This window comes from Curtobacterium flaccumfaciens (genome assembly GCF_013359815.1).
GTDB classification, from domain to species: domain Bacteria; phylum Actinomycetota; class Actinomycetes; order Actinomycetales; family Microbacteriaceae; genus Curtobacterium; species Curtobacterium flaccumfaciens.
Genome location: NZ_JABMCF010000035.1, coordinates 188,629 through 202,343, shown reverse-complemented (window position 1 = coordinate 202,343; position 13,715 = coordinate 188,629). Strand labels below are relative to the sequence as shown.

Here is a 13,715-nt window from a genome sequence, read left to right as displayed (position 1 = left end):
CCTACCGGCAGGCACGCACCCGACGGGCGCTGTTACCGGTCGTCCTTCGGCTGCCGCCACCAGGGCAGCTCGTCCTCGGGGATCTGGTCGGTGACGTCCCACTTCGCCGGGCGGGACGGCTCCGCCGGCTTCGAGGCGGGCGCTCGGGTGTCGAGCGCGACGTCCACGCGGTCCGCCTCGGCCGTCTCGTCCACGTCGTCGCGGCTGGCCACGAACTCCTCGGTGCTCCACGGGAACGCCGGCTGGGCGTCGGTCGGCACCGGGGCGGGTGCGGGGCGGGACGCGGCTGTCTGGGCTGCAGGCCGCTCAGAGCCGGGCTGCTCCGGCTCGGCGTCGGAGCCGGTCACGCGGTCGCGGAGTGCACCGGCTCGTCCCCGGACGCCCTCGGCCGCACCGGCCAGGCGGTCGCGGAGGCCACCCAGGGCTGCTCGTCCGGCACTGCGGCGCTCCGGTTCGGGCTCGGCGGCCAGGCGGTCGGCGGCCACCGCGTCGGTCTTCGCCCAGTCGGGGAGCTCGACGTCGTGGTCGGTGTCGCCGGCGCGCGGTGCGACGGGCGCGGGTGTGACGGGCGTGGGTGCGGAGGCGGGCCGTGCGGGTGCGGAGGCGGGCTCGCTGCCGATCGGCGCGCTGCTGACCGGCTCACTGCTGACCGGCTCGGTCACGTGTTCGGTCGTCGCACGGGGCCGTGCAGCGGTCGACCCGTCGTGGGACTCCTCGACCACGAAGCGGTGCACGTCGGTGGTGCGCCCGGCGCCGGCCTGGTCGAGCGCGGCGAGCAGGGACCCCTCGCCGACGTCGACACCGGCGCGCGCCGTGTCGTGGGCATCGTCGGGTTCGTCGGCCTCGGTCCAGCGCTCCCGCGTCCACCCGCGGTCCGGCAGCCGGACCAGGTCACTGCCCGCGGCGAGGGCGATGATCGCCGGCAGGCCGATCTCGAGTGCGGCGAACCCGCCGACCGCGAGGGCGTTCGGGCCGACGTCGGCAAGGCGCCCGGGGCCGAACGAACCGGAGGACACCCAGGCGATGAGCCCCGTGAGCACCCCGGCCACGAGTCCCGCGACGACACCGCCGAGCGCACGGTGCAGCGCGGAGTCGGCGGCGCCAAGGACCCGCACCAACCGCGGCCGCATCGAGCCGCCGATCGCGAACCCGGCGATGACCGGCACGAGGATCCAGACGAGTCCGAAGGTGTGACCAGAGGTCGGCAGCGCGCCGAAGACCGGCAGCCCGGGGATCGGGCCCAGGGTCGTGGCGATCGGGGACACGCTCGACCCGGTGCCGATCGCGAACCCGGGGCCGACCAGCCACGAGGTGGCCCACCCGACGAAGTCCGGCAGGAACGCGAGCTGCCCGACGGTGAGTGCGACGCCACCGATGACCCCGGCGTGCGACTGCTCGTACAGGGTGATGACCTCGGCGAACGAGGTGAAGAGGAGCAGGCCGACCAGCACCGCGGCCACGCCGACGACCACGGCGGTCGCGGCGGTCCCGGCGCGCAGGCCGAACCCGGCGACGGACCGCCAGACGGCGGGGATGCGGTCGACCAGGTCGATGATGCGCTGGGTGCCGGCGTCGGCGGGCAGGTCACGGCGACGACGGCAGACCTCGGAGGCGGCGAGTGCGGGGATCCCGAACCAGAGCGCCGGCAGCACCACGGCCTGCCAGAGCGTGGGGCGGGTGGCAGCCGAGGTCGACGACAGGGCGACGGCCAGACCGAGGAGCGCGACGACGGCGGTCCCGACCAGCAGCCCGGTGGTGCGGTGCTCGGTCTCCGCGAACCGACGTCCGGCGCGGGCGCCGAGCCAGGCCGTCACGACCGCGAACCCGAGGGCCGCCAGGGTCACGTGGATGGGGTCGGCTGCGCCGCTGACCCCGGTGCTCTTGGCGAGTGCGGACCCGAGCAGGAACGAGACGTCGACGCCGTGCCCGACGAGCCAGACGCTGCCGGTGGCCTTCCAGAACACGTCCCAGTCGACCTGCAGGCGGTACTCGAACCCCCAGAGCAGCGTCAGGGGCACGAGGGCGATCCCGATGCCGACGCCGACCGTCACGACCGCCTCGATCGCGGCGAGCAGAGCGGTTCCCAGGCGGTTCATCGCAGCGAGGATACGTGAGCCGCAGCCGGAACGACGGGAGGCTCGGCGCGGAACCCGCACCGAGCCTCCCGGCTTCGTCCCGACCGTCTGTCGGGCGCTGGCCGTTAGCGAGCGGCGACGACCTCGCGCAGCAGCGCGGCGGTCTCGGACGGCGTCTTGCCGACCTTGACGCCGGCGGCCTCGAGCGCCTGCTTCTTCGCCTCGGCGGTACCGGCCGAACCGGACACGATCGCGCCGGCGTGACCCATCGTCTTGCCCTCGGGGGCGGTGAAGCCCGCGACGTAGCCGACGACCGGCTTCGTGACGTGCGCCTTGATGAACTCGGCGGCACGCTCTTCGGCGTCGCCGCCGATCTCGCCGATCATCACGATGGCCTCGGTCTCGGGGTCGGCCTCGAACGCGGCGAGCGCGTCGATGTGCGTGGTGCCGATGACCGGGTCGCCGCCGATGCCGATGGCGGTCGAGAAGCCCAGGTCCCGGAGCTCGTACATCATCTGGTAGGTCAGGGTGCCGGACTTCGAGACGAGCCCGATCGGGCCCTTGCCGGTGATCGTCGCCGGGGTGATACCGACGAGGGACTCCCCCGGGGTGATGATGCCGGGGCAGTTCGGCCCGATGATCCGGGTCGTGCCGCCCTTCGCCTTGGCGTGCGCCCAGAACTCGGCCGAGTCCTGCACGGGGATGCCCTCGGTGATGACGACGACGAGCGGGATCTCGGCGTCGATGGCCTCCATCACCGCGTCCTTCGCGAACGCCGGCGGGACGAAGACGATCGAGACATCGGCACCGGTGGTGTCGATGGCCTCGCGCACCGAGCCGAAGACCGGCAGCGACACGTCGCCGTGGGTGACGGTGGTGCCGGCCTTGCGGGCGTTCACGCCGCCGACGACGTTCGTACCGGCCTTGAGCATCAGGGCGGTGTGCTTCGTGCCCTCGCCACCGGTGATGCCCTGGACGATGACCTTGGAGTCCTTGTTGAGGAAGATCGACATGGTCAGTCCCTTCAGGCCGCTGCGGCGGCGAGTTCGGCGGCCTTCTCGGCCGCATCGTCCATGGTCGCGGCGACGGTGACGAGCGGGTGCGCTGCCTCCGCCAGGATCCGGCGACCCTCTTCCACGTTGTTGCCGTCGAGGCGCACGACGAGCGGCTTGGTGGCCGCGTCACCGAGGATGCCGAGCGCGGCGACGATGCCGTTCGCGACGGCGTCGCAGGCGGTGATGCCGCCGAAGACGTTCACGAACACGCTCTTCACCTGCGGGTCGCCGAGGATGACGTCGAGGCCGTTGGCCATGACCTCGGCCGAGGCGCCGCCGCCGATGTCGAGGAAGTTGGCGGGCTTCACGCCGCCGTGGCGCTCACCGGCGTAGGCGACGACGTCGAGCGTCGACATGACGAGCCCCGCGCCGTTGCCGATGACGCCGACCTGGCCGTCGAGCTTGACGTAGTTCAGGCCGTGGGCCTTCGCCTCGGCCTCGAGCGGGTCCTCGCTGGCGGTGTCCTCGAGCTCCTTGTGGCCCTCGTGGCGGAAGTCGGCGTTCTCGTCGAGCGAGACCTTGCCGTCGAGTGCCAGGATCTGGCCGTCGCCGGTGCGGACGAGCGGGTTCACCTCGACGAGGGTCGCGTCCTCACCCTTGTAGACGTCGTAGAGCTTGACGAAGACGTCGGCGACGGCGTCCTGCAGCTCAGAGGGGAAGTTCGCCTGCCGAGCGATCTCGAGCGCGGCGGCCTTGTCGATGCCGGTCAGCGGGTCGACCTCGACCCGGGCGAGCGCCTCGGGCTTCTCGACGGCGAGCTGCTCGATCTCCATGCCGCCCTCGACGCTGGTGAGCGAGAGGTAGGAGCGGTTGGCCCGGTCGAGCAGCACGGAGAAGTAGAACTCCTCGGCGATGTCGGCACCCTGGGCGACCATGACGCGCTGGACGGTGTGGCCCTTGATGTCGAGGCCGAGGATGGCCTGCGCGTGCTCGAACGCCTCGTCCGGGGTCTTCGCGACCTTCACGCCGCCGGCCTTGCCGCGACCGCCGACCTTCACCTGCGCCTTGACGACCACGACGCCACCGATCTTCTCGGCCGCCGCCTTCGCCTGCTCGGGGGTGTCGGCGATGATCCCCTGCAACACGGGGACGCCGTAGGACTCGAAGAGGTCCCTGGCCTGATACTCGAAAAGATCCACGCTGTTCTTCTTCCCGCACGGTTCGTGCGATCGGCATCGGTTTCCCGGTCGCGCACTCCACATCGAGGGTCGCTCGATGTCGAGACAACGGCCGCCACGCAGCCTAGCGCTGCTCGGTGGACGGCCGGTGCACGGATGCCAGGCCCCGGTCCGCTCCGACGCGCATGAGCCGCTGCGCGCACCGCTGGGACCGGCCCGAGCTGGCGCTCGGCACTGTGGATCGGTGCACCCCGAACTCCGTACCCGCGCCACCGAGGTCTTCGGCTGGAAGCTCCGCCCCGACCAGGAGTCCGTCATCGACGCGGTGCTCGAACACCGCGACGCCCTGGCGGTCATGCCCACCGGATCGGGGAAGTCCGCGATCTACCAGGTCGCCGGCCTCGGGCTGGACGGCCTCGTCGTGGTCGTCTCCCCGCTCGTGGCGCTGCAGGAGGACCAGGTGGTCGGGCTCGAGCACCATCCCGACGCGCCCCGCGCCGTCGCCCTGAACGCCACGAAGAAGGCACGGGACGTCGCCGACGCGTGGGACGCCGTCGCCGCGGGCGAGGTCGGCTACGTGTTCCTGGCCCCCGAGCAGCTGGTGAAGGACGACGTGCTCGAGCGACTCCGCGACGCCGGGGTCGCGCTGGTCGCCGTCGACGAGGCGCACTGCATCTCGTCGTGGGGTCATGACTTCCGACCGGACTACCTGGCGCTCGGTGAGGTCGCGGAGCGCCTGGGCCGACCGCCGGTGCTCGCCCTGACCGCGACGGGCTCCGCTCCGGTCCGGGACGACATCGTCGAGCGGCTCGGCATGCGCGACCCGTTCGTGCTCGCCTCGGGGTTCGACCGTCCCGGCATCCGGCTCGAGGTGGTGCGGCATGCCGAGGACGCCGAGAAGCGCCAGGCCGTGGTCGACCAGGTCGCCGAGCTCGACGGGCCGACCGTCGTCTACGTCGCCACCCGCGCGGCGACGACGGAGTACGCCGACGCCCTCGCCGCCCGCGGTCGCCGCGCGCAGCCGTACCACGCCGGCATGCGGGTGGCGGAGCGCGAGGCCGTGCACACCGGGTTCCTGGACGGCGACGTCGACGTGGTGGTCGCGACGAGTGCCTTCGGCATGGGCATCGACAAGCCCGACGTCCGGTACGTCGTGCACGCCGACGTCCCCGAGTCGATCGACGCCTACTACCAGGAGATCGGGCGGGCCGGGCGGGATGCCGAACCGGCCGGCGCCACCCTGCACTACCGCGCCGAGGACTTCGGCCTGCGCACGTTCTTCGCGTCCGGCTCGCCGCGACCCGCCTCGGTCCGGGCCGTGTTCGACGCCGTCCCGGCGACCGGCTCGATCGCCCGCTCCGCACTGGTGGACGCCGCTGGCCTGTCGGCCCGCACCGCCGGTCGCGCACTGAACGCCCTGCTCGACGCCGGCGCCCTGCGCGACGACGTCGACGGTGTCTCCCGGGTGCCGGACGGCCCGCAGGACGCCGACCGTGCGGCACGTGCGACAGCCGACCGTGCCGCCGAACGGGAACGGGTCGAGGAGTCCCGCATCGCGATGATGCGCCAGCTCGCCGAGACGACCGGGTGCCGCCGGCAGTTCCTGCTCGGCTACTTCGGCGACGAGCTGCCGGAGCCGTGCGGCAACTGCGACACCTGCTCGTCCGGCACGGCCCGTGAGGCCTCCGCCCACGTCGCCGACGGCGCGAACGACGCCGCCTGGCCGCCGGATGCCCGCGTCGAGCACGCCGAGTGGGGCACGGGCGTGGTGATGAGCACGGAAGAGGACCGCATCACGGTGTTCTTCGAGTCCGCCGGGTACCGCACCCTCGCACTCGCCGACGTCGAGCAACGCGACCTGCTCGAACGCGTCTGACAGCGGCACGGACGAAGCGCACTGGCGCCCGGCGCACGGCCCCGGACAGCCCGGACGACCCGGGCGGGGAAGGCGCGGTCGCTCGACCACCCGTCGGCGACCGCGCTCCACTCCCCCGAGCATCGGCGATGCTGCCGTGGCGGTGTGACCGGAAGGTGACGCCCGGGTGAACACGACACGAAACCGGACGGCCGCCAAGCGCCGGCGGGTAGGCAGGAAGCCCGCAACGGAAAGGAACCACCATGAGCGACCCCGGCATCAGCCCCGTCGACGACTTCGAGTCCCAGCAGCGTCGCGACGACGACATCGACCGTGAGCACGTCGGCCCGTACGAGGTGGACGAGGCCGAGGAGTCCCTCGAGACGGTGACGAACGACGCGGTCGCCGGCGAGACGGTGGAGCCGCAGCCCGGTGACGGCTCCGACGACGGTCCGACCGGTGGCTCCCCGCGCGAGGGCTCGCCCGACCTGTGGGAGCACGAGAACGAGCAGGACGAGGACCGCGCCGACCTCGGCAACGACCTCGGCACGAAGCCGCTCTGAGCGCTGACCTGATCAGGCTCTCCCGGAACACGGCTCGGTAGCATCGGGCCGTGTTCCGACGAGTCCGCTCCAGCGTCCACAGCATGCCCTCGGCAGCGCGGTTGCTGGCGGTCGCGGCGCTGCTGCTGGTCGCCGCCGCGGCACACCTCGCCGCCCGCTCGGAGCCCGGTGGCCGCTGGGTCCCGCTCCTCGTCGTCGGCGTCGTCGGTGCGGTCGTCACCGGATCACCGACCCGCCTCTGGCCGCTCCCCGCGATCTGGCTCGTCGCGACGCTCCTCGCCCTGACCGGTGACGCGCCCGTCGGTGCCTCGTCCGCACTGGTCGCCCTGGTCGTCGGCGCGGTCGCGCTCCTGGCGGCGATCGCCGCGGACCTGTGGCCCGTCCTGCGGGCGCGACGCCGACGGGGTGCGGCGTGACCACCCCACGGCCTGGAGGCGCGACACACGACCCGCACCGTGCCTCCCGTCCGCCTGCTGGTCGCGCGCACGACCGTCACCTGCGTCGGTTCCTCGCCGACAGCACCCCCGTGGCCGCGGGCGGCCGCGCCATCCTGCTGCAGATCGCCGACCCGGTCGTCGCGGCCGGTGTCCGGCGGCACTCGGACTTCGCCCGGCGACCCCAGCAGCGGCTCGCCCACACCCTGATGTTCGTCTACGCCGTCGTCATCGGCACGGAGACCGACTCGGCGACCGCAGCGGGCTTCGTCAACCGTGCGCACCGGCCCGTCGCCGGCGCCGACGACGTCGACCGGCAGCTCTGGGTGGCCGCGACCCTGTTCGACTCCGCGCGGCGGGCGCACGACCTGTTCGGCACACGCGTCTCCGCGGCCCGCGCCGAGCAGGTCCTCGCCGCCTACGCTCCGATCGCCACCGCACTGCGGGTGCCGCCGGAGCGTTGGCCGACCTCGGTGGCGGCGTTCGACCGGTACTGGCAGCGGACGTTGGAGGGGCTCGAGGTCACCGAGGACGCCCGTGGGGTCGTCCGTGACCTGCTGCACCCGCGGTTCGCGCCGCTGTGGGTGCGGGCGGCGATGCCCCTCGTCCGCATCGTGACCGTGGGGATGCTGCCGGAACGGGTGCGCACGGCGTACGGCTTCGCGTGGGGGCCGCGAGAGGAACGGCGCTTCCGGCGCACCGTCCGGGTGGTGGCCGGGGTGCGGGCGCTCGTGCCGAGGGTGCTGCTGCGGCTGCCGGGTCCGCTGCTGCTGCGGGCGATGCGGCGGACCGCGAGGCGACACGCCACGGTACGGTAGCGGGCATGTCGGTCGACCACTTCGCCATCACGGTCCCGCGGTCCTGGTTCGAGCTCCCGGTCGAACCGGAACGCCGTGACGACCGGATCAGCGCCCTCGTGCAGGAACGCATCGAGGACCACCGGGAACTGTGGGACCACCGCACCGAGATCATCCGGGTGCTCCGCCGGTTCGCCCGCTCGGCGTGGGACAGCGGCGCGCGGTACTGCGCCGCGTTCGCCGAGCCGAGCGAGGACGGCATCGTCTCCGGTGCCCTCACCGTGACGGTCCTGCCCGCGCCCGAGGCCGGCGGCGACCCGCTCGCCGCGCTCACCGACCACGTCGCCGCACTCGGCGGGGACGACGACGGCATGCACGTCGACGTGCACGAGGTCCCCCGCGTCGGCCGGGTGCCGCGCGTCTGGGGTGTCTCGACGGTGCAGGCACCGGACGGCCGCGGGTCGTTCGACGTCGTGCTCATGCAGACGTTCGTGCCCGCCGGCGACCAGGTCGCCCTGGTCAGCGTCTCGTCGCCCGCGACCGACCTGGCCGAGCCCCTGTACGAACTGTTCGAGACCGTGACCGACACCTTCGAGCTCATCGACTCCGCCGCGGTCGGCAGCGAGGCGTCCTGATGCGCCTCTGGCCGTTCCGGAAGAAGCGCAAGGTCGTCGAACCCGTCGTCGAGCGGGTCGACGAGCGTGACCTGGCACAGATGGCCCAGCGCGGCGAGCTCGCCCGGTCGGTCACCACACCGCCCCCGGCTCCGCGTGCGAGTGCCGACCGGGTCCGGGCGACCGTGGCGCAGCTGCCCGGCCGACCGCTCGGGTCGTCCGGCGGATCCACCGCCCGTCGTGACGCCGCCCCCGCCCGCCAGGCAGCGGCTGCCGTGCTCGTCCTCGACGGCGCCCAGCGGGTGACCGTGTCGGGCGGCGGGCTGATCGGCCGTGACCCCGCGAGCGCCCACCCGGACGGCGGACACGCCCACATGATCGCTCTGGAGGACCCGGAGCGGCTGCTCAGCCGCACCCACCTGGAGTTCGGGTTCGGCGCCGAGGGCTCCCTCTGGGTGCTCGACACCGCGTCGGCGAACGGCGTCGAGCTGCAGCGTCCGGGGTTCCCCGCGGCGATGCTCGTGCCGTCGCAGCGCACGACCGTGCAGCCCGGCGACACCGTGGTGTTCGGCGGGCACACGCTCCGCGCCGAACCCGCCGTCGGACTCGTCAGCGAGACGCCGCTGGGCTGAGCAGGCCCCGGACCGGGCCGGCTCCGGGGTGCGCAGGCTCCGTGCTGCGACCCCGCGGCCGGCGCCCCGCGGCCGGCGCTAGTCGCCCGCCGGTACCTGCACGAGTCGGAGCGCCTGGTCGGCGTCGTTCAGCAGCGCCCGACCCGCGACGCGGTCCTGGGTGACCAGGCTCTTCGACAGCTTCGTGCCGATCAGGTCGCCGTCGACGGTGCTGAGCGGCGCGAGGAGCATGCCCCGACGGGCCTTCTTCGCGTCGACCTGCCAGCCGCGGAACCCACTCGCCACGCCCTCGACGTCACCGGCCAGGACGAGCCCGACCGAACGACCCCGGTCGGAGTCCATGATCGCCCGGAACACCGGTTCGGCCGGCGACTCCTTCAGGGCCTCGGCGTCGTCGACCAGCACGAGCGTGAAGCCGTCTGAGCCGGTGTCGATCGCGGCGGACAGCCCCTCGGCGCCGATGCCGCCGTCGGTCACGACCGTGACGCGAGGGGCTCCGTCGAGTGCTCGGAGCGGGGACTCCCGCGGTGTCACCGCGACGACCGACCCACCTGCCGACAGCACGTGGCGGGCCATCGCGACGAGCGCGGTGCTCTTGCCCGAGCGGGGGCTGCCGCCGACGATGAAGACCGGGGTGTCCTGCACGAAGTCGTGCGTGAACAGCCGGAGCTCGTCGCCGCCGACGCCGAGTGCGACCCGGCCGACCGATGCCTCGGCCGACGGCAGGTACCGCACGGCGTCCGCGAAGGTGATGGAGCGCGGGAGCACGTCGATCCGGAACGGCTTCGGGGCGTCGGCCGGCACGTGCGCACGGACCTCGTCACCGATGCCCCGCAGCGCGGCGGCCTGGTCTCGGCCCCCGAGTCCGCCGGGCAGCACGGCGACCTGGGTCTCCGTCGCCGTGGCGTTGCGGAACCCGCGCCCCGGTGGGATCGACTCCGGCAGCTTCTTGCCGTTGATGCCCTCGTAGTTGTAGTCGCCGCGGTCGGCCAGGGCGAGCAGCAGCTTCCGCTCCACCTGGCTCGACATCCGGCCGGACGTCAGGGTGCGGTCGCCGGAGACGACCAGGTGCACGCCGACGCCGACGCCCTCGCGCAGCAGGGTCTGGACGGCGTCGTGCAGCGCACCGTTCTCCGCGTCCGCCAGGGTCGCCATGAAGCTCTCCCACTGGTCGAGGAACACGACGATGTGCGGCATCGGCACGGTGCCCGCGTCGGTCCGCTGTTCGGCGATCGACGAGTACCCGCCGGCGGCGAACGCGGCCTGGCGCTCCTGCACCGTGCGGAGCAGGATGCCGAGCAGCCGCGAGACCCGGTCGGGTTCGTGCCGCTGCACCACGGCACCGCAGTGCGGCAGCGCCCCGAGGGCCAGCAGCGCGCCGTTGCCGCAGTCGATCCCGTACATGTGGACGTCGCCGACGCCGAGCCGCAGGGCCATCGCCCCCGCCAGGGTGCGGAGCGTCTGGCTGCGGCCCGAGCGCGGCGAGCCGATGACGAACAGGTGACCGTCCGCGTCGAGGTCGAACACCGCCGGGCGCTGCCGCTGGTCACCCGGGTGGTCCTCGACGCCCCAGGCGACCGCCAGTGGTGCCAGGTCGCCGGTGCCGGTCGCCTCGACGTCGTCGAGCCCGACGACCTCGCCGAGCGGCGGCAACCAGGGCTTCCGCTGCTCGGGGGTGCCGAGGGCGCGGGTGGCGTCGTCGATCGACGCGACGAGGACGCTCAGGTCGGTGACCTCCACGTCGCTGGCCGCGGCCTCGACGGCAGCCGGGCGGGGGGCTGGATCGCTGTACGAGGCGAACGTGAGCTCGCGGACCAGGGCGGGGCGGGCCTCCTGGTCGTCCGAGCCGGGCCGGCGCCCACCCACACGACCGGACTGGAACGGCAGCAGCGAGGCAGCGCCGAGCCGCACGTAGGCGCGCCCCGGGGTCGACTTGGCGATCCGCGCGGCGTCGTTCGCGCCGATGACGTCCTGGCTCTCCGACTGGTCGGTGACGCGCAGCGCGATCCGGAGGTTCGTGTTCGCGCGGATCTCGGGCGACACGACGCCGCCCGGACGCTGCGTGGCGAGGATCAAGTGGATGCCGAGCGAGCGACCGCGCTGGGCGATGTTCACCAGGCCCTTGACGAAGTCGGGCAGCTCGCGGGCGAGCGAGGCGAACTCGTCGATGACGATGAGCAGCCGCGGCAGGCTCGGGATCGTGTCCCCGTTCGCCGCGCGCTTGGCCTGCAGGTCCTGGTAGTCCTCCAGGTCCTTCGCCCCGACCTCGGCGAGGGCGTGCTCCCGGGTGCGGAGCTCGGCGCCGAGCGACTCGAGCGCGCGCTCGACCTGGTGCGTGTCGAGGTCGGTGACCATGCCGACCGTGTGCGGCAGGTCGACGCAGTCCTTGAAGGCCGCGCCGCCCTTGTAGTCGACGAGCACGAAGTTCATCTCGTCCGGACGGTTCGCCACGGCGAGGGACGCCACGATCGTCTGCAGCAGCTCGGACTTGCCGGAACCGGTGGTCCCGGCGACCAGGCCGTGCGGGCCGTCGTTCCGCAGGTCGATCGCGAACGGCCCGTCGATCGACGCCCCCACCACGGCGGTGGTGCTGCGGCCGCCGAGCAGCCAGCGTGCCTGCACGGCCTCGGACGTCGGCGGTTCGAGCTGGAGCACGTCGAGCAGCCGGGCGGACGACGGGATGGCGCCGTCCTGCACGTCCGGGCTGGCGTCGACGATCGGCGACAGCGACCGGGCGACCCACTCGAGCCAGTCCTGGTCGACCAGGTCCGGGCGTGCGTCGTCGATGCGCTCACTGCGCTGCTGGGTGACCCGCACCCGGTCGTCGCGGACGACCACCACGGCGTCGCACTCCTCGGGCAGGAGCCGCTCGTCCAGGTCGAGGCAGATGCTGAACACCCCGACCGACGGCCCCTCCTTGAGCACCTGCACGAGCGAGGGCATCGCGCGGAGCCGGCGCGCGCCGTCCATCACGACGACGATCTCGTCGGCCGGCGGGGTCTTCTTGCCGATCCCGGCTTCCTTGCGGGCGTCGATGATCGCGGCGAGCTCGGCGATCGCCCGCGCGGTCGACGCGGCGTTCGAGGCGATGCTCGTCATCGGCTGGTCCGCACCGTCGCGGCGGACGTGCGGCAGCCAGGACATCCACTCCCACAGCGACGTGCGTGTGGTGTCGGTGAGCAGCGTGAAGGTGACGTCCTTCGGGCTCTGTAGCGTCGCGAGCTGCGCGACCACCCAGTTCGCGAGTCGTCGGGCGTCGTCGTCCGGGCCGGCGATGCCGATCACGCCGCGCTCGGCCAGGCGGATGCGCACCGGCACGTCCGTCGCGTCCCACGCGACGGTCCGCTTGTGGGACAGCTGCTCCGGGTCCTCGATGGTGACCTCGGAGCGCTGCGTCGCCGTGCCGACGCGGACCAGCAGGTGGTCCGGGTCCGTCCGGCGCCGCTCCCACAGGCGCGGCAGGGGCGTGACCGCCGTCTCGTAGACGGCGGCGGGGTCCGGCGCGCTCGCGATCCAGCGTGCACGTTCGGACTGGAGGCTCTCGGTCGCGTCCGCCTCGATCCGCGCCTTGGTGTCCTCGTACTCCACGACGCGTTGCCGGTACGTCTTCTTGCCCTGCCGGCGGCCCTGGAGGCCCGTGATGATCATCAGGATCGGCGACAGCAGGGCGATGAGCAGGTAGATCCAACGCCCGGTGGTCGACACGAACATGACCGCCATGCCCATCGGCGCCAGCGCCATCAGGATGGGGAGCGCACGGGCCGGGGGCTCGGTCGGCGGCGGGGGCAGCTGGTAGCGGGTGTGCTCGTCCGGCGGCAGGATGCGCGGGGGCCGGTTGTACTCGAGCGACATGCCGTCGTCCGCCAGGGACAGGTGGGCACCGCGGTTCGGGGCGCGGCCGAAGCCGAGCAGGACCCCGCCGACCGCGAGCTGTGCGGTCTCGGGCCAGTCGGTCTCCTCGGTGACCGGCTCGCCGTCCAGCAGCGCGCCGGAGTAGCCGTTCGCCGGGCGCACCTTCGCGCCGTCGGCCGTCACCGTGACGAGCAGTGCGATGTCCGGCACCGTGTCGGACCCCGACGCCTCGGCCTCGACCTCGTCCGTGGTGCTCACCGGTACCCGCACGTGCGCGGACGGCGCCGTGCCGATGGTCACCGTGCCGGTGCTCACCCGCACGATCGTCCCCGCGTGCAGCCCGGACACGATCCGGACCTCGGCGTCGGTCAGCGGGCGGAGCGGCGGCGGTGGCACCTGTTCGAGGCTCCGGCGCACCACCACGCCCTCGCGGACGCCCGACTCGGCGACCGACGCCGAGAGGTCGAGCGGCTGCTCCCCGACGAAGTACACGGGGGTCCGGCCGGAGGCGACGACGTCCGTCGCGATGAGGCGCTCGGCCTCGGCCACCAGCTCGCGCACCGCCCGGGAGTCGTCGCCGTCCACGTAGACGTTCGCGGTCTGGCCGCTCTCGCGGTCGACCATCGTGAACGTGAAGGTCATGGCATTCCCCCGTAGCGTTGACTTCGTGTCGCAGGACGATGGTAGTGTCCCCTGCAACACGCCCCGTTGGGGGGACAA

The 13,715-nt window shown here is 73.3% G+C and carries 10 protein-coding genes; 6 read left to right on the top strand and 4 right to left on the bottom strand.

Features of this window, described 5'->3' with window-relative positions:
* Window positions 1–32 precede the first annotated feature (32 nt).
* The 3 genes from HP445_RS07105 to sucC all read right to left on the bottom strand — a co-directional run bounded on the left by HP445_RS07105 (window position 33) and on the right by sucC (window position 4,269).
* Window positions 33–2,096: a cell division protein PerM gene (locus HP445_RS07105; RefSeq protein WP_128780497.1), complete on the bottom strand. Its 2,064-nt coding sequence runs from the start codon at window positions 2,094–2,096 to the stop codon at window positions 33–35.
* 104 nt (window positions 2,097–2,200) lie between these two features.
* On the bottom strand, window positions 2,201–3,088 hold the full coding sequence (gene sucD / locus HP445_RS07100; protein WP_071404667.1) for a succinate--CoA ligase subunit alpha: 888 nt from the start codon (window positions 3,086–3,088) through the stop codon (window positions 2,201–2,203).
* A gap of 11 nt (window positions 3,089–3,099) precedes the next feature.
* The gene (sucC, locus tag HP445_RS07095; protein ID WP_128780496.1) at window positions 3,100–4,269 is read right to left on the bottom strand and encodes an ADP-forming succinate--CoA ligase subunit beta; all 1,170 of its coding nucleotides are present in this window, start codon (window positions 4,267–4,269) and stop codon (window positions 3,100–3,102) included.
* A gap of 223 nt (window positions 4,270–4,492) precedes the next feature.
* On the opposite strand from sucC, the gene HP445_RS07090 reads away from it, so the two are divergent.
* From HP445_RS07090 to HP445_RS07065, 6 genes are all read left to right on the top strand, one after another.
* Window positions 4,493–6,124 (top strand): RecQ family ATP-dependent DNA helicase, encoded by a 1,632-nt coding sequence (locus tag HP445_RS07090; RefSeq protein WP_128780495.1) that lies wholly within the window; start codon window positions 4,493–4,495, stop codon window positions 6,122–6,124.
* A gap of 242 nt (window positions 6,125–6,366) precedes the next feature.
* Complete coding sequence (locus HP445_RS07085; RefSeq protein ID WP_035809242.1) at window positions 6,367–6,666, top strand: hypothetical protein; 300 nt, start codon at window positions 6,367–6,369, stop codon at window positions 6,664–6,666.
* A 50-nt stretch (window positions 6,667–6,716) separates the two neighbouring features.
* Window positions 6,717–7,082 carry a hypothetical protein gene (locus tag HP445_RS07080; RefSeq protein WP_128780494.1) on the top strand — a complete coding sequence of 122 codons (366 nt, stop codon included), beginning with the start codon at window positions 6,717–6,719 and terminating at the stop codon, window positions 7,080–7,082.
* Entirely contained in the window at window positions 7,079–7,918 is an 840-nt protein-coding gene (locus HP445_RS07075) for an oxygenase MpaB family protein (protein WP_164941163.1), read from the top strand. The genes HP445_RS07080 and HP445_RS07075 overlap by 4 nt, the downstream gene beginning before the upstream one ends.
* A gap of 5 nt (window positions 7,919–7,923) precedes the next feature.
* Window positions 7,924–8,532, top strand: coding sequence for a hypothetical protein (locus HP445_RS07070; RefSeq protein WP_128780492.1), 609 nt, complete (start codon window positions 7,924–7,926; stop codon window positions 8,530–8,532).
* Window positions 8,532–9,143 carry an FHA domain-containing protein gene (locus HP445_RS07065; RefSeq protein ID WP_128780491.1) on the top strand — a complete coding sequence of 204 codons (612 nt, stop codon included), beginning with the start codon at window positions 8,532–8,534 and terminating at the stop codon, window positions 9,141–9,143. The genes HP445_RS07070 and HP445_RS07065 overlap by 1 nt, the downstream gene beginning before the upstream one ends.
* 78 nt (window positions 9,144–9,221) lie before the next feature.
* Here HP445_RS07065 and HP445_RS07060 read toward each other — a convergent pair whose 3' ends face one another.
* Window positions 9,222–13,637: an FtsK/SpoIIIE domain-containing protein gene (locus HP445_RS07060; RefSeq protein ID WP_111040096.1), complete on the bottom strand. Its 4,416-nt coding sequence runs from the start codon at window positions 13,635–13,637 to the stop codon at window positions 9,222–9,224.
* Window positions 13,638–13,715 lie beyond the last annotated feature (78 nt).

Coding starts and splice junctions, on each gene's coding strand:
- HP445_RS07070 (WP_128780492.1), top strand. CDS start 7,924: ATGTCGGTCGACCACTTCGCCATCACGGTCCCGCGGTCCTGGTTCGAG.
- HP445_RS07065 (WP_128780491.1), top strand. CDS start 8,532: ATGCGCCTCTGGCCGTTCCGGAAGAAGCGCAAGGTCGTCGAACCCGTC.
- HP445_RS07060 (WP_111040096.1), bottom strand. CDS start 13,637: ATGACCTTCACGTTCACGATGGTCGACCGCGAGAGCGGCCAGACCGCG.
- sucD (WP_071404667.1), bottom strand. CDS start 3,088: ATGTCGATCTTCCTCAACAAGGACTCCAAGGTCATCGTCCAGGGCATC.
- HP445_RS07105 (WP_128780497.1), bottom strand. CDS start 2,096: ATGAACCGCCTGGGAACCGCTCTGCTCGCCGCGATCGAGGCGGTCGTG.
- HP445_RS07085 (WP_035809242.1), top strand. CDS start 6,367: ATGAGCGACCCCGGCATCAGCCCCGTCGACGACTTCGAGTCCCAGCAG.